A 22165-nucleotide genomic window follows, 5' to 3' on the forward strand; every position below is an offset into this window, starting at 1 on the left:
AACCATGGGTGTGGGGGTTTCTTCCATCGTGGCGATCGCGATCCTGCTCGGCCAGGCTGGCGGGCCCGCGGGCGATCCGCCCGAGCGTGAGGCATCGACCGAGGTCGACGCCCAGCAGCCGCTGGTGCCCTACCCCCACCCCTTGATCACCGAGGTGCTGTTCGCCGTGCCGGCCAGCGGGGGCGACGCGAACAAGGACGGCACGCGCCACGCGACGGGCGACGAGTTCATCGAGATCACCAATCCGCACGACGAGCCGATCAGCCTGGCGGGCTACCGGCTGGTGGACCGCCACCGCGGGCAGGACGGGCGCTTTGCGTTCACCTTCCCCGACCTGATGCTCGAGCCGGGGCAGACGGCGGTGGTGTTCAACGGGCTGGACGCGACGTGGACCGGGCCGGTGGGCGATACCCACCGCGCCCCGCCGGGGCCCAACCCGCTGTTCGAGGGCGCATTCATCTTCACTGCCGACGTGCCGAGCCGGTACGTCGCCCTGGCCAACCAGGCCGACTTCGTGCTGCTGGAGAACGCGATGCGGGTGCCGGTGCACGTGGTGGCGTGGGGCAACCCCGACCAGGCGCCGCCGACGGACGCGCACCACGTGGACACGATCACGGGCATCCCCCGCGCGAGCGTGCAGCGGACCGACGCCACCGGCGCCATGGCGGCCCACGACCGCATCGACGGCAAGACGTGCAGCCCAGGCGTGGCCTATCCCAAGCCGCCCTCGTTGCAGGATCGGCCGGCCGAATCGCCCTGAGCTTCGGTGCCCGAGCGGCGGCCTTGGGCCCTACCATCGGGCCGTTTCGGCCCGCGATTTCCCTTCGGAGCAGCGACCATGGCGTGGATCCCAAAGCCCTCGGCCACCACCAAGATCGAGCGGCGCGACGAGCCCTATCTGACCCAGGCCATGCGCGACGAGCTCAGCGAGCGTTACCTGCCGCGCTTCGAGACGACGCTGGCGGCGTTGTTGCCGGCGCTGCACATGATCCAGCACGAGTACCACTGGGTGCCGCCCCAGGCGATGGAAGAGATCGCCGATTTCCTCGAGCTCTCGCCGGCCGACGTGATGGACACGGCCAGCTTCTACGAGGAATACGCCCTGGCGCCGCGGGGCCGGCACGTCATCGGCGTGTGCCGTTCGATCGCGTGCGAGTTCTGCGGCCAGCCCGAGGTGAGCCAGGCCATCAAGGACGCGCTGGACATCGACGTGGGCGAGACCACCAGGGACGACAAGGTCTGCCTGGTGGAGCTGGAGTGCCTGGGCTCGTGCGGCACGGCGCCGGTGGCGCTGTACGACGAGGAACTGCACGAGCAGCTCACGCCCGAGCGCGCCGCGCAGCTGGCCAGCGAGATGCGCTCCAGCGATCAAGCGCCCCGGGCCGCCGGCCGCGAGGGCCTGAGCCCCGAGTCGGCCAGCATCCCGAGCTGATTTCGGGCGGGACTGGTTCAGGCCGGTTTGAGTTCAGGCCGATTTCGGTTCAGGCCGGCACTGGCTTATGCCGGCACCAATGGAGCATCGCCATGCCCGGGCGCATCTGCGGGAAGGTCGGCGGCCAGTGCGATGGCCCGCGCCAGCTCGTCGGCGCGTCGGCTGCCGATGAGCAGGGACTTCTCGGCGCCCTTCCACGCGTAGCGCACGTGCACGCCCCGGTCGCCGCTGATGTTGAAGACCAGGCCGTACTTCCTGGAGGTCCGCAATCCCCAGCCGCCGCAGTCGGCCAGCGGGTTGTAGCGCACGGCCAGGACCGCCAGGACGTCGGCGGTTGGCACGCGGCGGCCCCAGCCGACGATACTGCGCACCCGGAGCTCGCGCTCGGTCACCACCGTGCGCTGGGGCAGCATGCCCAGCAGCACGGGCACGCCCAGGCCGACGGCGATGGCGATGGCCAGGCTCGTTGTCGGGGCGCCCTGGGCGGCCATGACCACCACGGCGATGCCCACCGAGAAGACCGCCGAGATCGGCACCAGGTAGCGCACGATGGCGTTCTGGTGCAGGTACTGCGTTTCGGCAAACACCGGCTCATCGGCGGGCTGATCGGGCTCGTACGGGTGGTCGGGCATGGCGGCCTCCGTCTGTCGCTGTGCTGCATTATTGTGATGATGGCCCCGTTGCTTTCGGGCTGCGCCGGGCCGACGCTGACGGTGATCAACGAGTCGAGCGCGTGGCTGCGCTTCCACGCCGCCAGCGAGGTCGATGCGCGGCAGGCGTACGTCTCCGGGCCGCTGGCGGGCGATCGGTCGGTGACCTTCGGCGTGCCGCCGGGAGGCCGGCACGAGCAGCCCCTGGCGCGGGGCGGGTCGGTGTTCATCCAGCGGCGGCTGGGGCTGGTGATGGACCTGAGCGCCGGGCCCAACCCGGCCAGCGGCGACGCCCGCAACCCCTCGTTCAACACGGCCTACGGCGTGCGGCTGCCCCCGCCGGGGCCCTACGTGCTGAAGATCACCGGCCAGCCGGGCACGCTGGAGATCACGCGCCTTGACGCCCGCGGCCAGCCGCTGCCCGAGCAACGGGCGGCCATCGTGCCCCGGGCCGCGACGATGTGGTGGGGAACGTCGCCAGCACGACGATCACCGGACACGCCATAGCCGCGCCGCGTGGCGGGCGTAGTCGGCCGGCGGCTGGGCGTACAGGCGAGCCCCCAGGGCGAACGCCTCGGCCCGCAGCGCCTTGCGGCGTTGCTTGGCGTGTGCGATCAACTCGTCCACCAGCTCTGCATCGGCGTCCGATTCGCGCAGAGCGCCCGCCAGCACGGCCAGGTCGTGCTCGTCGCCCAGCAGGTCGCTGAGCTGCTTGGCCTGCTCGCGCACGGGCTCGATGACCGGCTTGAACAGGCCCCGCAGCAGGCGAAGGTGGGAGCGGTTGTACTTGACGCGCTTGCGCCACTCGTGCAGGTTGTCGGTGGTGGTTTCGTCCCTGGCCCGGGCCATGGCGTCGCGGCACCCCGCGTATGTCTTCTCCAGGCCCGGGCCGATGGCGTCGAAGTCCCGATCGCCGAGGGTCCACTTCCGAGCCCGGCCGCCGGCGTCGGTCATGCGCTCGAGGAAGCCGGCCAGGCGCTCGTCCGCATCGGCGGCCTCCTCGGTCCGCTCGGTTGCCAGCGCCGCCCGCACGGGGGCGAAGCGCTCGGCGTCTGGTTGGTCCACGAGCGCGTCGAATGCCTCCAGCACGGTCGTTGCGTCGCGCAGGTCGGCCAGCATTTGTGCGGCGGTGCGGAACTCGGCGTTCTCGCGCTGGTAGGCATCGAAGCTGGGGCGCACCAGGCGGACCAGGGCCCGCAGCTCCTTGCAGCGTTTGCGGGCGTCGTGCACGGCCGCATCGACGTCCTTGCGCGAAGCGTCCGGGCTTCGCGCACCCTCGATGGTGGCGATGGCCTTGTCGATGCGCTCCACGGCGATGCGCCGCAGCCCGGCGCGAACCTTCTCGCCCTGCTTGAACTCGTACGCCACGCCGTCCCCCTCCGCCGCGTCCGGGCTTCTTGCGGGGCAAGGTTATCACGGGTCGCGCGGGCTCGGCCGCGACTAGCTGTGCAATCCGGGGATCTTCCCGCGTCGCCGCTCGTCGCTGTAGCGGTTCAGGGCGTTCTCAATGATGGGGTGGGCGGCCTCGGCGGGCATGATCTCGTCGACCTCGACGTCCTTGCCCTCGAGGACTTTATAGTCTTCCAGGAAGCGCTTGAGCATCTTGAAGGTGTGCCGCGGGAAGTCGCTGGCGCTCTTGTAGTCGTCGTAGATGGGGTCCTGCTCGAGCACGGCGATGATCTTGTGGTCGGCCTGCCCATCGTCGATCATGCTCATCAGCCCAACGGCCCGCGCCTGCACCAGGCACATGGGCACGACCTCCTCGACGCTGAAGACCAGCACGTCCAGGGGGTCGTCGTCGTCGGCCAGGGTCTGGGGGATGAAGCCGTAGTTGGCCGGGTAGTAGACGGCGCTGCTGAGCACGCGGTCGAGCTTGAGCATGCCGCTGGTCTTGTCCAGCTCGTACTTGTTGTGGCTGCCCTTGGGGATCTCGATGACCGCGCGGAAGTGGCCTGGCAGGGGGTGGTTGCCGGAGCCGGGGGTGACGTCGTGCCAGGGGTGGATCATGGGCATGGAGGGTAGGGGGAAGGGAGGGGCAATGGGCGATGGGCCAAGAACCCACGCACGCGTCGGCGGGCCAGGCCCGCCGCGCATGGCCCCGCCGGCGAAGCGACCAGACTTACCCCGCGCTCTTCTGGTCCTTGGCCTCCGTCGGCGCGATGCTGCCGGCGGGGTTGTTGGCCTGGCTGCCGAAGGGGATGATCAGCGTCTGGCTCCAGCTGCTCTGCGGGCCGGTCGCCAGGCGTGCGGCGACGCGGTAGCCCACGCTCTTGATGCCCTCGGGCACGGCGTTGTCGGTGAAGGTCTTGTCGTCCTTGGCAAAGCCCATGAACTCGTAGGGGCCCGGTGCGCCATCGAGGGGCGTGAGGATCCGCTGGACCAGGTAGGTGGCCCCGCCGCCGGCGGCGACCTTGAAGGACAGGTCGACCGAGCCGTCGGTATCGACCACGGCGCGGAGGTCGGTGGGCGCGGGCGGGGCGTCGCGGACGCTGGGGTCCTTGGGCGCCGGGATGCCCGCCAGGGCGTAGACGCCGGGGTTATTCGTTGCCTTGGCGTAGGCGTCGATGGTGTCGATGTCGCCGCCGAAGATGGCGCGGAGGGCCTCGAGCTTGGCGTTCTTGGTACCGGTGGCCGTGCGAGCGGAGTTTCTCGCCGCGAGCATCGCGTTGTATGCGGATTCTGCCTCCAGAACGGCATTTTCCGTATCGATGAGTTGCTGTGCGGACAAACCCGTATCGGGGGGCCCGGCCTGGCCGCCCTTCCACTCGGCGATGCGCTGCTTGGCGTAGGTGATGAAGGCGGCCTCTGCGTTGGGGAATCGCGGCATGATGCACGCTCCGGGTTCTGCGGGCTCGGTCGACGCCGGCCCAGGTCTCCGTGGTCCGCTGTCCTTCCGGCGACGCTGCCGGCTGGGTGGGCCACAGGACCTGTATCGAGAGGATCGGAGGGGCACTTCAGTCGGCGTGCGATGGAAAGCGCGAAAAAGTGGGCTGGAGGGGTGGAATCGGGGCTGGGAGGGCGTGCGGGGGGTTTTTATTGGGCCGACGGGGTTAGGGCGGGGCCTTTAGGAAAGCCGCAGCCTGCCAACTTCCGCTCCCGCCCCCGGCGGGGGAGGTGGCCAAGCAAGCGAAGCGCCGCGAGGTCGGAAGGGGGCTCCCCACCTACACCGGCGTTCGATATGCCGACTTGTAACACTCGACCGACTGGCCCTTGAAAGACAACGACGTCTTGGTCCACTTGTCTTCGCCCTTGCCGTCCTTCAACTTAGCCTTGCTGTTGAGGCGCGTGTAGACGTCGCGGGTGATAAACGTGGAGCAGTCGGATCGGATCTCGGAAAGGATCGCAGCGTAGTTTGCCGCCCTGCCGATCCAGATGAGATCGTTGTTGCCCCGGATCCCTGCACGGACGGCAGTAACCTCCGATCGATCAATGCCAACACAGTGCTTCGGCTCGTAGGTGACTCCAGGCCGCATGGCCAACAGAACCGGCTGAACGATCTTCTCCACAGCGAAGTTAATCTGAAGTGCAGCAATAGCTGCGTTAGAGCACTGAGAGTCGCCGTAGAAAATCGCCATGACGCGATCGCCATCGAAGCTGGCAATTTCACCTTGGTTGTTTCGGATGATCCGAACTGCGCTCAGCAAGAACGCCTTTGAGATGGCCGCGGCAATCCTTGCTTGGTTGTCCCTTGCGAGCCCGGTCGAATCGGCAAGATCGGCATAGAGCATCGTTGCATCAATCTTGGAGCCAACGTTGCCGTAGCCGAGATCGTCTTGCTCGGGGACCTTTCTGCCATCACGTATAGACCATTCCCCGAAGAGGTCGCGGATATCAGCCGTCAGCTTGTCTGCAAACTCACCCATGAAAAACCTCCCGCCATGCCAGAATCTACGCGTTACGATCCTTTGTTCGACAAGCCGTCGTCGATCTTCATGCGATTCCTGATGACGCCCTCTCGCTGGATCTCACGCATGAGCCTGTCGGCAGCCGGCCGCAGGTCGTCTATCAGGGCGTTCTTGATGTTGCGCTCGAACTGAATCGGCTCTAAGCCAAAGAGGTCAGACGGGATCTTCAAATCCATGCCTCGCTGCTTCGTCATGAAGACCCTGTCGCGGCCGAGCCGTCCGATGAACAACCCCATCTCAAAAACGACGTTATCGCGAACTGCGTCCTGCAGCACAGCTCTAGACTCCGTTTTGTCGTCTGGGCCAAAAACGAACAACGCGAAGTCTGATCGGTTGACTTGATCGATGAGCGATTCCATCGCGTAGCGACTCGGCAAAAATACGTCGTCCGCCGTCCACTCGATCACTTCGATCGCTTTTTTTGGCTTCATGGCCTCTTTAAAGCCTTTGGTGACCGGCAACGACTCTCTTGAGGATCCGATGAACAGCACCGGTTTGTCATTGGGTGGTACATGGAATTTCGATCGTTCTCGCAGGCGATCGGATGCGATCCTGGCCAGCTTGATCGGCATGGAGCAGTGCGTGTTGCACAGATCAAGAAAGTCGCTTGAAGCCAGCCGCCAAGCCGCGACGTCGCCCGCTGCGGTAACCGTGGCCGATCGAACAGCAGCGCAGTCGATGGCCGCCATCTCGCCGACAGCCTCACCCGCTCGACGGGTTGCAACATGGTGGCCATTCACCAGGATGTCTACGCATCCCGCCAGGATGAAGTAGGCATCGTCATCACACGCGTCCTGCTCGACGAGGAGTTCACCCTTCTTGTGTCGAGAAAGCTCGCCTCGCTCGAACACGGCCTCGGCTAGTTCACTATTGCCGGCGATCAGGGCCTGCTCCATCAAGGCTCGAACCGCTGTGCTCTTGCCGTCTGGACCTTCGAACCGTTCTGCGATGTGACCGCATTCGCTCATCTGGCCTCCCCAAGCAGGTCACGCAATCGTTGCTCATGCTTGTACTGCTCGACGCCCTCCTGCCCATGACCCCAGAACGGCCAATCCGCAGGCCACTCGGTAATGCCCTCTTCCTTGGCGATCCAATGCTTCACGATCAGAGCCCTGCTGTTGTTGATGGCCAGTTCACATCCCTCTTGGATGATCGCGTCCGCCGGCTTCCCCTTCCAGTCCATGGTGTCGCGCCACTCGTCGGGAAGCACCCAGCACATCGGGGGAAAGTTGTGCCAGTCGGCGCCCGTCTTCATCCACGACTCGTCACACCAAATGATGGGCCCGTGCCGCTTGAGGTCATTGAACAACCATGGCACTCTCACAATGACTTTGGCATAGGCTGGCCCGATGTCCAGGTGGCCGATCGCCCCGTAAGCCTCGGAAGGCAGCTCGACGACACGTGGGTGGCGCAGACTGGCGGCAATGGTGTTCGCAAACTTCAGCGAGCGACTCATGTCGTCGCTCACTTGAAGTAGGGCCGATTGTCAACCGGACGCTGAACGCCCGCCGCCACAGTGACGACGGTCGGAAAACCATCGACGCGGGAGCGGGCGTACGTGCGTGCCAGTTCCTTGGTACTGCTCAAGCGAAAGAGGGTTGAGGTCTGGCCCCGCTGGTTCGTCGCGGGCCCGAAGTCGGCCTTGTAGTCGTCCGCCAGCCGATCGTGATCGGGCATGAATACCACCACCTCGCCAGTTTCGGGATTGATGTCACCAAACGCCTGGGTGCTGCGCCCGAATCCCTCGCCGGCCCCAACCAGGAAACGCCGCTGGCCGATCTGGATGCCGCCGAGATAGACGTTGCCGCCAGCGTTGCCGTGCACATCGCCGCCAGCGACTCCGTGGGCCCAACCGTTGAAGGTGGACCTGGGCATGGACAGGCCCATCTCCTTGTCGAAGTCGACCGGCAACTCCGCGAGCTTCGTGGCGCTGGCCTTCTCGTATTCGTCCTTCGAGCGGTACACAGCGGCGACCGTGAAGTTATCGCCCGCCCACGGCAATTGGGCCATCGTCACCGTCTCATGATCCCGCACGAAATCTGCGGCCGCCTCCATGATCTCGGCGAACTCGTCGGCGAGTTCCTGGAGACGATCGTCATCATCCAGGCAGTCTTGCACACGCCTTGTGAATCCATCGAGGTCGGCACGCAGCACCCAGCCAAAGTACACGTACGGCTTGTCGGGAGAGGGGGCCAGCGGTGAACCACCGGGGGCGATGGGCGCTGCATCGGCCATGACCCGCCGCATCCCCGCGCGGAAGTCGATCTGAGGCTCGGACTTGCGGATGGCCTCGCCGGTGCTGCGAGCGTCTTCCAGGCGGACGGGCAAGGTGTCAAGCGAGCTGTATGACCAAGCGCCGGTGACCGGGTGCCGCACGCCAACATGGAATCGCTGGAGCCGCCGGTCCGCCTCGGGCTTGGAGAGTTGCCTGTACAGTTCTTTCGCCGGCCTGTTGGCCGCCTTGCCCAGCGACACCCATGAATCGTCGTCATGCACGCCCCGACCAGAAACGACGAGAGTCTTGCCCGAGTCCACGGTCATCCGCCAGCCGTCCACCCGCGTGTGGCCCTCGGGGAACAGCGACTTGAACGCCTGATGCAACGCGGCGACAAACGTCAGCGCGTTGTCGTTAACGCTCGAATCGTTGAGGCCATTACCCCGCTGCAGGGCCACATGCAGGGTTGAACCTTGCACCTCGAACAGCGCGCCACCGCATTGCTGCGCCAATAGCTGGGCCGCCTCGGCGGCCCGAGCGATAGATCGAAGAAATCTCTTTGCATCCTCCGCCGTACGAGCATTCTCGTACTCAAGGGCAAAATCGAGCTTTATGTAGATATGGTCAAGCGGCGTTGGCGTGTACGTCGATGTTAATCCTGCCTGGTGAGCCTCGACGAACGACTTAAGATCCGAAGCCCGCTGGTACCCGTAACGATCTTGCATTGCGAATCCTCCGTGGCGATATTGCCCGCGGGGAGGTTGCAATGGGTGTGCCAAGTACCCTGACGTCTTTTGCACCTACGGGAAGGCCCCAAAAACCCTCACGCCTGCCGTACGGGTGCGATGGCTGCCAATTTGGCGGTCGAGGGGTATCAGCGAGCGACCGACGCCCCCCTCCAACCTCGGAAGATCTCGGCCACCTCCCCGGCCGGGGGCGGGGGAGGGAACGGATCGCCGCCGCAACACCGCCCGAGAACCGCGGCCCTTCCGCCCCGTCTTCTTCACCGCCGCCCATAACCCCCCGCAGCGCCCGGTCCGATAGAGAAACCGCCCTTGCGCCCCCTAGCAGAGTTTCGGGCGTGCAATCCGTCGCTCATGGCGTGCCGTCAGCCGCTCATGGCACGCCGTCAGCCGCTCGTGGCGTGCCGTCAGCGGCTCACGGCGTGCCGTCCATCGCTCATGGCGTGCCGTCGGCGGCTCATGGCCTGCCGTCCGTGGCTCATGGCGCGCCGTCGGCGGCGGGTGGCGTGCCGTCCATGGCTCCGTGGACGCCGTCGGCCGCGCCCGGCGTGACCCGCGTCGCTGTTGTCGGGGTGGCCGGGGCGGGGTTCTCGGGCGTTGTGCTCTGGCGGAGCAAGGTGGTTCGGGTGCGTCGTGCTCTGGCGGTGCGCCGAGGTTCGACGCCCCGGCGGAGCGCCCCTGAGGACAGGGCCGCTGCGCCGGGGCTCGCTCAAGCGTGGTGTTCTTAGGGCGCTCGCGGACTCGCGTGCGGGCTGCGCCCGGGCGGCGGGGCCGCCTCGACGGGGACATGCGCGGAGGACCGCGGATGCCCCGTCGCCCTTACAAGATCTAGTGGCCCTTCGGCCGCCGCCCTACCATGGAGGGAGCCCCCCCCGGCCCCAGGGCTCACCACGCCCCACCACGCCCCCTCACAACAGATGATCTGCCCATACTGCAGCCATAACGACGACAAGGTCATCGACTCGCGGCCGGCCGAGAGCGGGCGGGCGATCCGGCGGCGGCGGGCGTGCCTGAACTGCGACCGCAGGTTCACCACCTATGAACGCGTCGAGCAGCAGGCGCGGCTCGTTGTCGTCAAGCGCGATGGCAGCCGGGTGCCGTTCGACCCCGACACGGTCTTGCGGGGCATCCAGGCGGCGTGCGGCAAGCGGCCCATTCCCGAGGACGCCAAGGCGGGCGTGGTCGAGGCGGTGGAGGACGAGCTGCACCAGGCGTACGAGCGCGAGGTGGAGAGCAGCGTCATCGGCGAGCTGGTGATGGCCAAGCTGCGCGAGGTCGACGAGGTCGCCTACATCCGCTTCGCCAGCGAGTACCACCAGTTCATGAGCGTGACCGAGCTGCAGCGCGAACTGGACCAGCTCAAGACCCGGCCGAGAGAAGTCAAGGACCAGCGGGTGCTGTTCGACCCCGAGGAAGACGGCCGGGCGCCGGGTCGCTGACCCGGATGACCGACCCGGATGACCGAATAGGATGAGGGCATGAGCCAGCAACGCAGGGACGGCGTGGTATTCAAGAGGATCTCGATGGCCGCGTTGGTGGCCGGCGTGCTGTCGCTCGTCGCGTGCTCGAGCACGCCGCCGCCCAGGCCGTTGCCCGAGCCCCGAAGCCAATCAAGTACCCAGACGAGCAGCCAGCGCGCGGCGATCGACGAGCGGGCGCGCGAAGAAACGCCCACGCGCACGGCGGAGGCCGACGCCTCCACCCCCACCACGCCCACCACGCCCGAAACCACGCCTTCGACTCCCACCCCCACCACGCCCGACTGGTACCGCGAGGGCGCCTTCGAGATCGACGGCCGCGAGCACCGGGCCTTCGCCGTCACCGCCGGCGACGTGCGCGAGGCCCGCGGCCAGGCGATGGCCATGGCCTACCAGCGCTACCCCGGGGGCGAGGTGGCCGCCCACGAGGCCGTGCGCCTGGGCGATGGACGCTGGCGGTTCTTCGTGCTGATGGCCGCGGGGGGATAAAGGGCCCCAGAGCGACACGCGAGCCCCGGGGAAGCCCGGGGGACGCATGCCCGGACCGCGGCTCGACCCCGGCGGGGGCGGCGCTATCTTGCTTCTGGCCCTTCTCCTCGTGCCGGAGGCAGCATGTCGAACACGACGCCCGATCCGACGAACGACCCCACGACCGACACAACGACCGACACAACGTCCGGCCCGACGACCCTGCTCGAGCCCGAAGTCGCGGCCGACGCCGAGAGCCAGGCGCCCGAGGAGGCCGTGCTCGACGAGGCGGTCGACCGCGGCGACGGCGGCGTGTGCGCCCAGTGGCTCGAGAGCGCCAGCACCGAGCAGACCGTCCACGCCGTCAGCGCGATGGATAAGCACGAGCAGGCCCGGCTGCTGGCGCTGCTGCCCGCCGACACCGCCGCCGAGGTGTGCGAGGCCCTGCCCCGCGTGCAGGCCGCCGGCGCGCTGGGGGCCCTGGGCGCGGTCGACCACGAGAAGGCCGCCGAGATCCTCGAAGAAATGACCAGCGACGACCGGGCCGACCTGGTCGCCGCCATCGACGAGGACGAGGCGCACACCATCCTGGCGGCCATGCCCGCCGACGTGGCCGACGAGACGCGGCGGCTGGCCAGCTACGACGAGGACGCCGCCGGCGGGCTGATGCTCACCGAGTTTCTGGCCTTCGACGACTCGATGACCGTGCGCGACGTGCTGGGCGACATGGAGCAGAACGCCGAGCGCTACCGCGACTACAACATCCAGTACTCGTACGTGGTCGACTCGGGCGGCGCGCTCCGGGGCGTCATCCCCATCCGGCGGCTGCTGATGGCGCGTCGCACGACGCCGGTGGCCGAGATCATGGTCAAGGACCCGGTGCGCGTCGCCGACACGACCGAGTTCGACGCGCTGCGGGGGGTCTTTGACGACCACGGCTTTCTGGCCCTGCCGGTGGTCGATGGGCAGCAGCGGCTGCTGGGCGTGGTGGAGCGCGCGGCGGTGAGCGAGGCGGCTCGCGAGGACGCCGACGACATGTACCGCGCCAGCCAGGGCATCGTGGGCGGCGAGGAGCTGCGCTCGATGCCCCTGAGCCTGCGCAGCCGGCGGCGATTGGCGTGGCTGAGCATCAATATTGTTCTCAACATCATCGCCGCCAGCGTCATCGCCTTCCACCAGGACACGCTCGAGGCGGTGATCGCGTTGGCGGTGTTCCTCCCGATCATCTCGGACATGAGTGGCTGCTCGGGCAACCAGGCGGTCGCCGTGAGCATGCGCGAGCTGACCCTGGGCGTGGCCCGGCCGCGCGACATCTTCCGCGTGCTGATGAAGGAATGCAGCGTGGGGATCATCAACGGCTTCGTGCTGGGCATCCTGATCGGCGCGGTGGCCTTCCTGTGGAAGGGCAACCTGGCGCTGAGCCTGGTCGTCGGCAGCGCGCTGGCGGCCAACACGCTGATCGCCGTGTGCATCGGCGGCGGCGTGCCGTTGCTCTTGAAGGGGTTCAAGACCGACCCCGCGCTGGCGTCGGGGCCGATCCTGACGACCATCACCGACATGTGCGGCTTCCTGATCGTGCTGACCCTGGCCAGCGCGTCGATGGCGTACCTGGCCCCAGCCCAGGCCGAGGACGGGGCCGGAGTCGGAGCCGGGGCCGGGGCCGGGAAAGCGGACGCGCCGTATTCCCAACAAGATGGCGACGCACCTTCGACCCCGGAAGGAACCCCGCCATGACAGCCATGACCGCCACGCCCTGCCGCCACGCCGCCCCACCCCCACCCCCACCCCCACCCCAGCTGCCCGCCGACACCGATGCGCCGGCCCAGGCGGCGCCGCGTGCCAAACGCCGCTGCGGCGGCTGCCAGGCCGTCGCCGCCTCGCCCGCTCGTGCGATGATGGTGGTCATGGCCATCGCCACCGCGCTGGCGACGGTGGTGGCCATCGGCCAGCTGGCCGAGGGCGGCTCGGGCGAGACCGCCGGCGAGACGCTGTTCGTGGTGGCGGCGTTCAACCTGGTGTTCACCGCGCTGTTCGCGCCGCTGGTGGCGCTGTTCACGCTGCGGCGCGGGTTCTTCAAGGCCATCGGCTCGTTCTTCGGCACGATCTTCACCGGCATCGGCATGACGCTGTGCCTGCTGTTCTCCAGCGTGGTGATCCTGTTCGCGCTGGCGGCCGTGTTCGGGTAGGGGGCAGATCTTCAGAACATCCCGCACGCTCGGGCGTCCAATGGGTGATGGCCGAGCGTGCTGTACCTGGTGGATGGCGGATCGTGGCCCTCGCGGCCTCGCTGGGCGTGCTGGGGCTGTCGACCTCGGTGGGCGTGGCCTGGGTGGCGGCCGTCCTCGACAGCCCCGAACCCGGGCAGAACGTGCTGCTGGGCGCGGGCACGGTGCAGTCCGGCCGACTGCCCGGACGCCTGGGCGGCTGGGAGGCCGCCCAGTGGCGTCAGCGCGGCCTGACCACGCGCCTGATCGCCACCCGCGAGCCCATCGGCATCTGGCAAGATGGCGTCGTCGACCCGCCCCGGCACAGCCTGGCCCACGACCTGCCGCCGGCGCACGAAACCCACGGCCACCAGCGCCTGGTCGAGAAGGATGCCGGATGGCCCGTGCGCTGCCTGCGCGTTGCATGGCCCGTGCACGACCCGGGCATCGACCGACGGAGCGCCGTGGTGCGCGGCGGCATCGCCTGCGACGACCTGGCGTGGGGATTCGACGAGGACCAGTACTTTCCCGGCTGCTTCGGCGGCGACATGGCTTACTCGATGGCCAACGGCCACACCGCGCTGCCGCTCACGCCCCTGGTCGGGCCCCTGGCGCTCAACACCGTGCTGTTCGCGTCGGGTTGGGGTGGACTGGTATTCGCGGCGTGGCCCTTGCTTGCCGTCCCCGCGGCGGTGCGACGCCGCTGGCGGCGCACCCGCGGTCGGTGCGTGGCGTGCGGCTATAGCCTCGAGGGATTGCGGCTGGCGGACAAGGCCGACCCGCCGCCGTGCCCCGAGTGCGGTTCGACGGGCCATCGGCCTGCGTTTCGTGTGCCCGTTGTCGTTCCCGCAACGCTGGCGGTGCTCGTCGTGGCAGCGGTCTTGGCCCTGGGCGTCGAGCAATGGCGCACGGCGCCCAGGACCGACGCCGTGTTCGTCGCCGCCGAGCGTGGCGACGTGACGGGCCTGCGGCAGGCGGCGTTGCAGGGCGTGGACTTCGCGGCGGCTTGCCAGAGCGAAGACTGGGGCTGGGTGGGCGTCGACCTGGACGGCGAGGCGCCGCTGGCCTGGGCGGCGGCGCATGGCATGACAGACGCCGTGGCGTGGCTGCTTCACAATGGTTCGCCCGCATGGACCACGCAGACCAGGCCGGCCCGCTCGTACGGCCCGGTCATGCTCGGAGATGCCGCGCTGACCCTGGCCGCCCGGCACGGCCAGGCCGACGCGTGCCGCATGCTCATCGACGACCTTCGGGCAGCCGCGATGCACGATCCGGCCTTGGAGGCGCGGATCCCCAACCTGTTGCGGTCGGCCGCGGCGCGTGCGGCGTTGCGGGGCTCGCCCGAGGTGGTGGCGCTCACGATCGAAGCGGGGCTGACGCGGGATCCGGATTGGACGCTGCTGCCCTCGGCGGTGACCGGCGGCAATGCGCGCGTGGTGGCCATGCTCGTGGACGCCGGGCACGACCCCGACGAGGGCGGCGGAACCTGGGGCGGGTCGGCCGTCATGCGCGCCTACCAGACCGGCCAGCCCGAGATTTTCGAGATGCTGCTGGCCGCCGGTGGCGACCCCAACACGCGCGACGTTGACGGACGGGGGCTGCTGCATCGCGCGCCATGGGGGCCGGAGAACATCGAACCGGACGAGGCCGACCGCATCCGCCGAACGCTCATGCGCCGCGTCGCGTCGCCCGAGATCGGGGTCGACCTGAACGGCGCCAGCGCAACGGGCAAGACGCCGTTGATGGAGGCGGTCTCCCGGGGCGATGCCACGCTGGTGCGCGTGCTCCTGGAGGCTGGCGCCGACGTCCACGCGACCGACCGTGCGGGCCGAACAGCCCTGCAATACGCCCGGGGCGGACTGTCGTACCAATACCAGTCGGGCGGCTCGCAGATCCATACGCGAACGATCTCGCCCAGCCCGGAAGTCGTCGTCCTCCTCGAAGCCGCCGCGGGAGGCGGCAATTAGTGTTCCGGTCGAGAAGAGCGCCGACCCCCGATACACTGCTTTTGTGCCTAGTACAAAGCCGAACAAGCCAGAAACATCCGGAGCGGGCTCAAACGGCGCGCCTCCGGCCTCGCCCAACGCCAGCCCCGTCACGCCCAGCGAGCACATCGCCGACATCTTCAAGCGTGACGGCACCACGGCGAGCTTCGAGTTCTTCCCGCCCAAGAACGCCGACGCGGCCGAGAAGCTGTACGAGGCCATCAGCGAACTGGTGCCGCTGCGCCCGAGCTTCGTCTCGGTGACCTACGGCGCGGGCGGCTCGACCCGTGAGCTCACGAGGGAACTCGTCCTGCGCATCCGGCGCGAGACGCCCCTGCACCCCATCCCCCACATGACCGGCGTGTGCCACACGCCCGATGAGGTGGAGGGCATGCTCGAGGGCTACGCCCGCGCTGGGGTGCGCAACATCATGGCGCTGGGCGGCGATCCACCGCTGGACGGCGGTTCGCCAAGCGGCCGCAGGGAAGGCGAGGATCCCTTCGCGCATTTCCGTTTTGGCGCCGACGTGGTGCGCGCCATCCGCACCTACAGCGACACGCACCTGGGCAAGGACCGCGCCTTTGGCATCGGCGTGGGCGGCTACCCCGAGGGCCACGCCGCCACGCCCAACCGCCTGAAGGAGATGGACCACCTGAAGGCCAAGGTCGACGCGGGGGCGGACTTCATCATCACCCAGTTGTTCTTCGATAACCACGACTTCTACGACTTCCGCGAGCGGTGCGAACTGGCGGGCATCCGCATCCCGATCATCGCGGGCATCATGCCCATCACCAGCACCAAGGGCATGGGCAAGATGGCCGAGCTGGCCGCGGGCAGCCGCTTCCCCGCCCCGCTTCTGCGCGCCCTGCGCCGCGCGGGCGACGAGCCCGATCTGGTCCGGCGCGTGGGCCTGCACTGGGCGACCGAGCAGTGCCGCGACCTGCTGGACCACAAGGTGGCCGGGTTGCACCTGTACACGCTCAACAAGAGCACGGCCACGCGCGAGATCTATCGCACGCTGGGCGTGAAGGACTCGCGGGCGCTGTCGTGACGCGCGAGCAATTGAGCGTGGCCGCCGATGCCGCGGCACGCACGCTGCTCGGCTGGTTGCTTTGCCGACGCCTGGAAGACGGGGCCGTGCTCACCGGCCGCATCGTCGAGACCGAGGCCTACCTGGGCGCGGCCGACGAGGCGGCCCATACCTACCAGGGCCGGCGGACCGAGCGCAACGAATCGATGTATGGCCCGCCCGGCACGTGCTACGTCTACTTCACCTATGGCATGCACTGGTGCATGAACGTGGCGTGCGCGAGCGAGGGCGACCCGCAGGCGGTGTTGCTGCGTGCGATCGAGCCGGTCGCGGGCGCCGAGCACATGGACGCGTTGCGGCGCTCGAATCCCAAGGCGGCGCGGGCGCTGCCGGCGGCCAAGCTCGGGGCCGGGCCGGCGCGCCTGTGCGCGGCGATGGGCATCGATCGGCGGCACAACGGCCTGGACCTGTTCGAGCCGGCGGCCGAGGGGCCGGCGCTCTGGCTGGCCCCCGGCGAGGCGCCTCAGGGCGTGGCGTGCGGGCCGCGGATCGGCATCGACCGAGTGGGCGAACCGTGGCGGTCGGCGCCGCTGCGCTTCGGGGTGGCGAGCAGCGCATCGCTGAGCCGGCGGTTTCCGTAGGCCGGCGGTCCGCGGCATTTGTTTGGAGGTTGTCGGGAGTTGGGGGGAAACACCGCGGCTGGCCGATACAGTGCCCGGCACCGTGTACCATGCAGCGGGCAGGCCCGGCTTATCGGGAATGACCGGACCCCCCAGGCAGGTTAAGAACGGCATGGAAGAGCTCATCGACTGGCAGCGGCTTCGGACCCTGGCGCCCTTCTCGCCCGAGGCGTTCCGCTTCGTGCAGGAGGGGCTCCAGCACACCCTGGAGAAGGGCCGCGGCGAGTCCCCCGATGCGTCGCACGGGCAGGAACAGGACGACGACGATCTGGACCTGGCGCTGCTGGGCGAGATCGCCGGCTTCGAGCCGGCCGAACTGGACGAGATCGCCAGCGCCCAGAGCCGCCACGTAACCGGCCAGGAGCTGTGCCTGGGCCTGCGCTCGCTTGCGGTCGAGAAGTACGGCCTGCTGGCGCGCACGGTGCTGCGCGGCTGGGGCGTGCGCACGACCGAGGACTTCGGCAAGATCGTCTACGCCATGGTCGACACGGGGCTGCTGCGCACCAGCGAGCAGGATTCGCTGGACGACTTCCGCGGCGTGTACGAGTTCGATGAGGCCTTCGACGGCCCCCTGGACCGCTGCGCCAATGGTCCGGGCGCCACCGACGAGGCCGGCGGGCTTGGCTGACGCGAAGCAAGACCCCGACGCGAAGGGCCCCGCGCCCGCCCGCCAGCCGTGGTTCACGCGGCACCTGTGGCAGATCCAGCCCATCCGAGACATCCTCGTGTTCGCCGCCATCTTCGGCGTGCTGTACCTGGGCTACGTGCTGCGCCCGGTGACGGTGCCGCTGCTGCTTGCCCTCCTGCTGGCGTACCTGCTCGAACCGGTGGTGTGCAAGTTGGAGAGGTCCAGGCACTTCACGCGGCAGGGAGCGGTGTCGGGCATCCTGGTGGCGGTCGTGGTGTTCGTGGCGGTGCCGGCGGCGCTGGCGACGGCGTTCGCGGTGGTGCAGGGCGTGAGCTTCGCCCAGACGGTCGTGGACAGCACCGACCGCATCACGACCGTGACGACCTACGTGAAGAACCACGAGGACGACGTCCTGCCGCGGTACGACAAGGAGAGCCAGACGATCTCGTTCTACGCGGTCGAGCCAGCCAGCCAGTTGGGCGAGCCCGTGCCGGCCGGCGAAGGCCCGGAGGACCCAGCCGAGGGCGCCGTTGAGACGCGCCTGAACACCGCCGACAGCCGCAAGGCCGAGCGCGCCTTCGCCGGGCTGCCCGACGTGCTCAAGCCCGTTGTCTACGGCTATGCGCGGCGGACGGTCGACACGGCCGACGGCAGCGGAGACATCGACGGCACCGCGGACACGATCGCCCAGCTGTTCGACTGGGGCCTTGGCATCATCCGCGGCAACGCCGCCCGCATGACCGACGCGGCCGTGCAGGGCGGGCGCATCACGCTGGCGACCGGGCTTGCGACGGTGACGTCCATCGGCATGCTGCTGTTCGGGCTCTTTCTGACGGGGTTCTTCTTCTACTTTCTGTCCACCGGCTACGCCAAGGTGCGCGGCTTCGGGTACGAGGTGCTGCCCCACCAGCACCGAGACCAGATCGTTGACCTGCTGCGGCAGATGGACCGCGTGGTCGCCGGCTTCGTGCGTGGGCGCATCACCATCGCGATCATCCAGAGCGTGATCTTCACGATCGCCTACTGGCTCATCGGCGTGCCGGCGCCGCTCATCTTCGGGCCGCTCGTTGGCATCCTGAGCATCGTGCCATACGTCGCGCTGCTGGGCATCCCGCTGACCATCACCGCCCTGGCGCTGGATAACAGCGGCTGGTTCGCCTTCCAGGGGACGTGGTGGTGGACGCTGGGCGCGCCCGTCGCGGTCTACTTTGCCGGCCAGGCGGTGGACGACTACCTGCTGACGCCGGCCATCCAGGGCAAGGCAACGAACATGGACACGCCCACGATCCTGTTCGCCTCGCTGGCGGGGGGCATCCTGGCGGGCGTGTACGGGCTGCTGCTGGCGATCCCCGTGGCCGCGTGCGTCAAGATCCTGCTGCGCGAGCTGTTTTGGCCGCGCTTCCACGCGTGGCTGAAGGGCGAGGAGAAGGACTTCCTGCCGCTGAGGCGGTAGGGTTGGGCCGAGTGCACGCACCACACGACCGGGGGACGCATCATGAGCCAGGTACCACCGACCCAGCCGGGGCCGATCGCCCCGGACCCCACCACCGTCCGCGTCGCGATCCTCGTCTCGGCGATCTTCAACATCCTGACGGCCGTGAGCTGGGCGTTCACGTGCATCGGCATCGTGCTCAGCGTGCCGCTGGTGGTGCTGGCGGTGTTCGAAATCATGCACTTCAACGCCCTGGCGCAGCCGCCCTACGGCCCCAAGCGGGCGCGCACGCAATTGCTGGGCATCCTGGAGGTCTGCACGATCCTGGCGGGCAACCTGCCGTCGCTGATCTGCGGCGTGATCGTGCTGGCGATGCTCGACAAGGTGCGTGATTAGTCGCGCGATGAGCCGCGGGATGAATGGCGACGCCGGGCGCACACCAGAAGCCCGCCGAGCACGGCAACCGACGCTGGCGTGGGGATGACGCGAATAGTTGCGTTGCCCTCGGCAAGCAGGTCGAGGCGGCTCTCGCCGAAGACCGCTTCGCGGGTGGGATACACCTCGAAGCGGCTGGTGTCGGTTGACAGCAGCACGTCGAAGGGCGCGGCGACGTCCATCGGGGCGGTGTAGGTGACGGTCCAGAAGTCGATGGGGTTGGTGGGTGGTGGCAAGCCGGGAACGGGAAAGTTGAGCTGGCCCGCGAGGATGCCATCGATGCCGGTGCCGCTGGGCGCGCCGGGGGTTGTGCCCGGGCCGGTGAGGGGGGCAACGAGCTCCCAATCGCTGAGGCCGCGTTCCCCCTCGGAACTCACCAGATCGGTCAAGACGAGCGCGAAAGCCCAGTCGTGCGGGGCGTAGGCGGCAGAAAGCGTCACCGATGTGCTCTGGCCGGGCAGCAGCGTGTCGTCCTCGATGTCGAAGAGGATGGCGTATTGGGCCAGGGTTTGGGTGGCGGCGGCCAACAGCAGGACGCAGGCGGTCACGGGGCGCATGGGGTCCTCCTCGCGCGTTCAATATACCGGAAGCGGCGGGGCCACGCAAGGGCACTTGTGCGCGTCGCGTCGCGGACCACGGCGAGAGAGGGTGTTGTTCGGGAGACGCGGCCTGGCGGGCCGTGAGAGCCGATGGGCACCGCGGAGGAATGATTTCTCCGCCCGGCCAGATGATCTGACCGCCCGGTCAGGTCTTCTCGCCGCCCGGTCGGATGAACTGGCCGCCCGGTCAGGTCTTCTCACTGCCCGGTCAGGTGATCTGGCCGCCCGACGAGACCATGCAACCGCCCCGGCGGCGTCGCGTTACTTCCGCTTCTTGCGCTGCTTGAAGCCCTTGGGCTTGCCGCCCTTGGTGCTCTTGCGGCGGGCGATCGAGGGCATCATGGAGGCGGCCGCGGCGGCGCTGTCTCCCCCGGCCGCCCCCTGGGCCATGTGGGTCATGGTGCTCATCTTGCTGCGGGCGCTCATGTCGCCCATGCCGCGGGTGAGCTGGTTGATGGTGTTGAACTGCTTGACCAGCCGGCCGACGGTCTGCTGGTCGACGCCCGCGCCCCTGGCGATGCGGCGCTTGCGCGAGTTGTCGATGAGCTTGGGCTTCTTGCGCTCGGCCGCGGTCATCGACTGGATCTGGGCCTCGACGCGATCGAGTTCCTTGTCGTCGATGCTGACGTCCTTGAGCGCCGAGCCCACGCCGGGCAGCATGCCCAGGACCTGCTTCATGGGCCCGAGCTTGCGGATGGTCTTGAGCTGCTTCAAGAAGTCGTCCATGCCCAGCTCGCCGCGCATCATCTTGTTCTGCAGCTTCTCGGCCTCTTCCTCGGTGACCTCCTGCTGGGCTTTTTCAACCAGGCTCACCACGTCGCCCATGCCCAGGATGCGCCCGGCGAAGCGCTCGGGGTGGAAGGGCTCCAGCGCGTCGAGCTTCTCGCCCGTGCCCACGAAGCGGACGGGGGCGCCGGTGACCTCTCGAACGCTCAGCGCCGCGCCGCCGCGCGTGTCGCTGTCGAACTTGGTGAGGATGACCCCGTCGATGCCGAGCTGCTCGTGGAAGGCCTTCGCTGACCTCACCGCGTCCTGGCCGGTCATGCTGTCGACCACCAGGAAGATGTAGTGCGGGTTGCACGCGGCCTTGACCTTCTTGAGCTCGCCCATCAGGTCGTCGTTGACGTGCAGGCGGCCGGCGGTGTCGAGGATGGCCACGTCGCTGCCGTTGGCGCGGGCCTGCTTGAGCCCGCGCTTGCAGACGTCGACGGCCACGCCCACGCGCTCGCCGTACGCGCCGATCTGGTCCAGCTCGCCGTGGAACTTGACCGGCGCGCTGCCGGGAAAGCCGCCGGCCTGCTGGGCGACGGTCTCGAGCTGCTCGACGGCGGCGGGGCGCTGCAGGTCGGCGGCGACGAGGGTGCTGGAGAGGTCCTTCTTACGGAGCCAGGCGGCGATCTTGCCGCAGGTGGTCGTCTTGCCGCTGCCCTGCAGGCCGCACATCATGATGACGGTGGGGCCGGGAGAGACGGTGTGGATGCCCGGGTCGCTGGCCGTGCCCGGCTCGCCGCCCAGGAGCACGACCAGCCGGTCGTGGACGATCTTGATCATCTCTTCGCCCGGCTTGACGCTCTCGGTGACCTTCTTGCCCAGGGCTTCCTGGACGACCTGGTCGCAGAACTTTTCGACGACCTCGAGGGCGACGTCGGCCTCGAGGAGGCTCTCGCGGACCTGGGCCATGGCCTCGCGCACGTTCTTCTCGGAGATGGCGCCCTGGCCTGAGAGGTTTCGCAGGGCGGACTGGAAGCCTTCGGTGAGTCGTTCGAGCATGGGTGTCCTTGGAAGAAAGGCCTGGGTCGCCGGTGGATGTTCGGGCGAAGGGGATTGTAGAGGGCCCGGCCTGGTGCTTCAGCCGGTGAGGTGGGTGAGCCTTCGTTCGCGGAGGAGGGACCAGTCGGCCTTGAGGTCGGCGAGCGTCGCATCATGATGAGCGTCGGGGCGAACACCTTCTTCGCCGTCCCAGCAGGGATACACATCGACGGCCGCCTCGGCGGTCAACTCGCCGAGCAGGTCGAGCATGGCACACCGGTACCGTTCGTCATCCTTATCGATCTCCCATGTGGAGTCCTCGGGCATGCCACGCACCATGATCCCCAGCGGGCACGCGCAGCCCTCCGCGGTGCTGATTTCATAGACGTAGGCATATCTGAGAGAACTGAGAGCGTTTGGCCGATCCGCGTCCTCTCTGCGCCGGAGGGTGAGACCACCGCGAGGATGCCGCGGGGTCAACGGAGACGCCGTCGCGATGTACAGGCACATGCACACGGAGGATCGTAGAGCA

The 22165-nt window shown here is 68.4% G+C and carries 24 protein-coding genes; 13 read left to right on the top strand and 11 right to left on the bottom strand.

Annotated features, from left to right (window positions below; translation table 11 throughout):
- The first annotated feature begins 4 nt into the window (after positions 1-4).
- Both RIE32_04915 and RIE32_04920 read left to right on the top strand, forming a co-directional pair.
- On the top strand, positions 5-760 hold the full coding sequence (locus RIE32_04915; protein ID MEQ9095585.1) for a lamin tail domain-containing protein: 756 nt from the start codon (positions 5-7) through the stop codon (positions 758-760).
- Between the two features lie 78 nt (positions 761-838).
- Positions 839-1432, top strand: a complete 594-nt coding sequence (locus tag RIE32_04920) for an NAD(P)H-dependent oxidoreductase subunit E (protein ID MEQ9095586.1) — start codon at positions 839-841, stop codon at positions 1430-1432.
- Positions 1433-1497: 65 nt separating this feature from the next.
- Here RIE32_04920 and RIE32_04925 read toward each other — a convergent pair whose 3' ends face one another.
- Positions 1498-2064 carry a hypothetical protein gene (locus RIE32_04925; protein MEQ9095587.1) on the bottom strand — a complete coding sequence of 189 codons (567 nt, stop codon included), beginning with the start codon at positions 2062-2064 and terminating at the stop codon, positions 1498-1500.
- 39 nt (positions 2065-2103) lie between these two features.
- Between RIE32_04925 and RIE32_04930 the strand changes: the two genes are divergently transcribed.
- Entirely contained in the window at positions 2104-2589 is a 486-nt protein-coding gene (locus tag RIE32_04930) for a hypothetical protein (protein MEQ9095588.1), read from the top strand.
- Here the strand turns inward: RIE32_04930 and RIE32_04935 are convergent.
- The 7 genes from RIE32_04935 to RIE32_04965 all read right to left on the bottom strand — a co-directional run bounded on the left by RIE32_04935 (position 2572) and on the right by RIE32_04965 (position 8927).
- Entirely contained in the window at positions 2572-3450 is an 879-nt protein-coding gene (locus RIE32_04935; protein ID MEQ9095589.1) for a CHAD domain-containing protein, read from the bottom strand. The genes RIE32_04930 and RIE32_04935 overlap by 18 nt on opposite strands.
- Before the next feature lie 72 nt (positions 3451-3522).
- A complete protein-coding gene (locus RIE32_04940; protein ID MEQ9095590.1) occupies positions 3523-4089 on the bottom strand; it encodes an inorganic diphosphatase in 567 nt (188 codons plus the stop codon).
- Positions 4090-4201: 112 nt separating this feature from the next.
- A complete protein-coding gene (locus RIE32_04945; GenBank protein ID MEQ9095591.1) occupies positions 4202-4909 on the bottom strand; it encodes a hypothetical protein in 708 nt (235 codons plus the stop codon).
- Positions 4910-5243: 334 nt separating this feature from the next.
- Positions 5244-5945 carry a hypothetical protein gene (locus RIE32_04950; protein ID MEQ9095592.1) on the bottom strand — a complete coding sequence of 234 codons (702 nt, stop codon included), beginning with the start codon at positions 5943-5945 and terminating at the stop codon, positions 5244-5246.
- A gap of 32 nt (positions 5946-5977) precedes the next feature.
- Entirely contained in the window at positions 5978-6955 is a 978-nt protein-coding gene (locus RIE32_04955) for a nucleotide-binding protein (GenBank protein ID MEQ9095593.1), read from the bottom strand.
- Positions 6952-7455, bottom strand: coding sequence for a hypothetical protein (locus tag RIE32_04960; protein ID MEQ9095594.1), 504 nt, complete (start codon positions 7453-7455; stop codon positions 6952-6954). The genes RIE32_04955 and RIE32_04960 overlap by 4 nt, the downstream gene beginning before the upstream one ends.
- The gene (locus tag RIE32_04965) at positions 7452-8927 is read right to left on the bottom strand and encodes a hypothetical protein (protein MEQ9095595.1); all 1476 of its coding nucleotides are present in this window, start codon (positions 8925-8927) and stop codon (positions 7452-7454) included. The genes RIE32_04960 and RIE32_04965 overlap by 4 nt, the downstream gene beginning before the upstream one ends.
- Before the next feature lie 935 nt (positions 8928-9862).
- On the opposite strand from RIE32_04965, the gene nrdR reads away from it, so the two are divergent.
- The 10 genes from nrdR (at position 9863) to RIE32_05015 (ending at position 19246) form a co-directional block, all read left to right on the top strand.
- Positions 9863-10384, top strand: coding sequence for a transcriptional regulator NrdR (gene nrdR, locus RIE32_04970; protein MEQ9095596.1), 522 nt, complete (start codon positions 9863-9865; stop codon positions 10382-10384).
- 39 nt (positions 10385-10423) lie between these two features.
- A complete protein-coding gene (locus RIE32_04975) occupies positions 10424-10912 on the top strand; it encodes a hypothetical protein (GenBank protein ID MEQ9095597.1) in 489 nt (162 codons plus the stop codon).
- A 123-nt stretch (positions 10913-11035) separates the two neighbouring features.
- Complete coding sequence (gene mgtE, locus RIE32_04980; GenBank protein ID MEQ9095598.1) at positions 11036-12625, top strand: magnesium transporter; 1590 nt, start codon at positions 11036-11038, stop codon at positions 12623-12625.
- On the top strand, positions 12622-13077 hold the full coding sequence (locus tag RIE32_04985; GenBank protein MEQ9095599.1) for a hypothetical protein: 456 nt from the start codon (positions 12622-12624) through the stop codon (positions 13075-13077). Before mgtE ends, RIE32_04985 begins: the two co-directional genes overlap by 4 nt.
- A 47-nt stretch (positions 13078-13124) precedes the next feature.
- Positions 13125-15062: an ankyrin repeat domain-containing protein gene (locus RIE32_04990; GenBank protein MEQ9095600.1), complete on the top strand. Its 1938-nt coding sequence runs from the start codon at positions 13125-13127 to the stop codon at positions 15060-15062.
- A gap of 43 nt (positions 15063-15105) precedes the next feature.
- Positions 15106-16131, top strand: coding sequence for a methylenetetrahydrofolate reductase (locus RIE32_04995; protein MEQ9095601.1), 1026 nt, complete (start codon positions 15106-15108; stop codon positions 16129-16131).
- Positions 16128-16751, top strand: coding sequence for a DNA-3-methyladenine glycosylase (locus RIE32_05000; protein ID MEQ9095602.1), 624 nt, complete (start codon positions 16128-16130; stop codon positions 16749-16751). Before RIE32_04995 ends, RIE32_05000 begins: the two co-directional genes overlap by 4 nt.
- A 151-nt stretch (positions 16752-16902) precedes the next feature.
- The gene (locus tag RIE32_05005; protein MEQ9095603.1) at positions 16903-17418 is read left to right on the top strand and encodes a hypothetical protein; all 516 of its coding nucleotides are present in this window, start codon (positions 16903-16905) and stop codon (positions 17416-17418) included.
- Positions 17411-18871, top strand: coding sequence for an AI-2E family transporter (locus tag RIE32_05010; GenBank protein MEQ9095604.1), 1461 nt, complete (start codon positions 17411-17413; stop codon positions 18869-18871). Before RIE32_05005 ends, RIE32_05010 begins: the two co-directional genes overlap by 8 nt.
- A 42-nt stretch (positions 18872-18913) precedes the next feature.
- Entirely contained in the window at positions 18914-19246 is a 333-nt protein-coding gene (locus tag RIE32_05015) for a hypothetical protein (GenBank protein MEQ9095605.1), read from the top strand.
- Here RIE32_05015 and RIE32_05020 read toward each other — a convergent pair.
- The 3 genes from RIE32_05020 to RIE32_05030 form a co-directional block, all read right to left on the bottom strand.
- Positions 19243-19842: a hypothetical protein gene (locus RIE32_05020; GenBank protein MEQ9095606.1), complete on the bottom strand. Its 600-nt coding sequence runs from the start codon at positions 19840-19842 to the stop codon at positions 19243-19245. The two genes, RIE32_05015 and RIE32_05020, sit on opposite strands and share 4 nt — an antisense overlap.
- A gap of 303 nt (positions 19843-20145) precedes the next feature.
- Positions 20146-21654 carry a signal recognition particle protein gene (gene ffh / locus RIE32_05025; protein ID MEQ9095607.1) on the bottom strand — a complete coding sequence of 503 codons (1509 nt, stop codon included), beginning with the start codon at positions 21652-21654 and terminating at the stop codon, positions 20146-20148.
- Between the two features lie 78 nt (positions 21655-21732).
- On the bottom strand, positions 21733-21960 hold the full coding sequence (locus RIE32_05030) for a hypothetical protein (GenBank protein ID MEQ9095608.1): 228 nt from the start codon (positions 21958-21960) through the stop codon (positions 21733-21735).
- Positions 21961-22165 lie beyond the last annotated feature (205 nt).

The organism is Phycisphaerales bacterium, assembly GCA_040221175.1.
Taxonomy (GTDB): Bacteria; Planctomycetota; Phycisphaerae; order Phycisphaerales; family UBA1924; genus JAHCJI01.

What these genes read in the sequence shown, in the direction of transcription:
- RIE32_04940 (MEQ9095590.1), bottom strand. Translation starts at nt 4,089, where the DNA reads ATGATCCACCCCTGGCACGACGTCACCCCCGGCTCCGGCAACCACCCC.
- RIE32_04975 (MEQ9095597.1), top strand. Translation starts at nt 10,424, where the DNA reads ATGAGCCAGCAACGCAGGGACGGCGTGGTATTCAAGAGGATCTCGATG.
- RIE32_04955 (MEQ9095593.1), bottom strand. Translation starts at nt 6,955, where the DNA reads ATGAGCGAATGCGGTCACATCGCAGAACGGTTCGAAGGTCCAGACGGC.
- mgtE (MEQ9095598.1), top strand. Translation starts at nt 11,036, where the DNA reads ATGTCGAACACGACGCCCGATCCGACGAACGACCCCACGACCGACACA.
- RIE32_04950 (MEQ9095592.1), bottom strand. Translation starts at nt 5,945, where the DNA reads ATGGGTGAGTTTGCAGACAAGCTGACGGCTGATATCCGCGACCTCTTC.
- RIE32_04965 (MEQ9095595.1), bottom strand. Translation starts at nt 8,927, where the DNA reads ATGCAAGATCGTTACGGGTACCAGCGGGCTTCGGATCTTAAGTCGTTC.
- RIE32_05030 (MEQ9095608.1), bottom strand. Translation starts at nt 21,960, where the DNA reads ATGCCCGAGGACTCCACATGGGAGATCGATAAGGATGACGAACGGTAC.
- ffh (MEQ9095607.1), bottom strand. Translation starts at nt 21,654, where the DNA reads ATGCTCGAACGACTCACCGAAGGCTTCCAGTCCGCCCTGCGAAACCTC.
- RIE32_04920 (MEQ9095586.1), top strand. Translation starts at nt 839, where the DNA reads ATGGCGTGGATCCCAAAGCCCTCGGCCACCACCAAGATCGAGCGGCGC.
- RIE32_05020 (MEQ9095606.1), bottom strand. Translation starts at nt 19,842, where the DNA reads ATGCGCCCCGTGACCGCCTGCGTCCTGCTGTTGGCCGCCGCCACCCAA.
- RIE32_04985 (MEQ9095599.1), top strand. Translation starts at nt 12,622, where the DNA reads ATGACAGCCATGACCGCCACGCCCTGCCGCCACGCCGCCCCACCCCCA.
- RIE32_04945 (MEQ9095591.1), bottom strand. Translation starts at nt 4,909, where the DNA reads ATGCCGCGATTCCCCAACGCAGAGGCCGCCTTCATCACCTACGCCAAG.
- RIE32_04930 (MEQ9095588.1), top strand. Translation starts at nt 2,104, where the DNA reads ATGGCCCCGTTGCTTTCGGGCTGCGCCGGGCCGACGCTGACGGTGATC.
- RIE32_04990 (MEQ9095600.1), top strand. Translation starts at nt 13,125, where the DNA reads ATGGCCGAGCGTGCTGTACCTGGTGGATGGCGGATCGTGGCCCTCGCG.
- RIE32_05015 (MEQ9095605.1), top strand. Translation starts at nt 18,914, where the DNA reads ATGAGCCAGGTACCACCGACCCAGCCGGGGCCGATCGCCCCGGACCCC.
- RIE32_05005 (MEQ9095603.1), top strand. Translation starts at nt 16,903, where the DNA reads ATGGAAGAGCTCATCGACTGGCAGCGGCTTCGGACCCTGGCGCCCTTC.
- nrdR (MEQ9095596.1), top strand. Translation starts at nt 9,863, where the DNA reads ATGATCTGCCCATACTGCAGCCATAACGACGACAAGGTCATCGACTCG.
- RIE32_04925 (MEQ9095587.1), bottom strand. Translation starts at nt 2,064, where the DNA reads ATGCCCGACCACCCGTACGAGCCCGATCAGCCCGCCGATGAGCCGGTG.
- RIE32_04915 (MEQ9095585.1), top strand. Translation starts at nt 5, where the DNA reads ATGGGTGTGGGGGTTTCTTCCATCGTGGCGATCGCGATCCTGCTCGGC.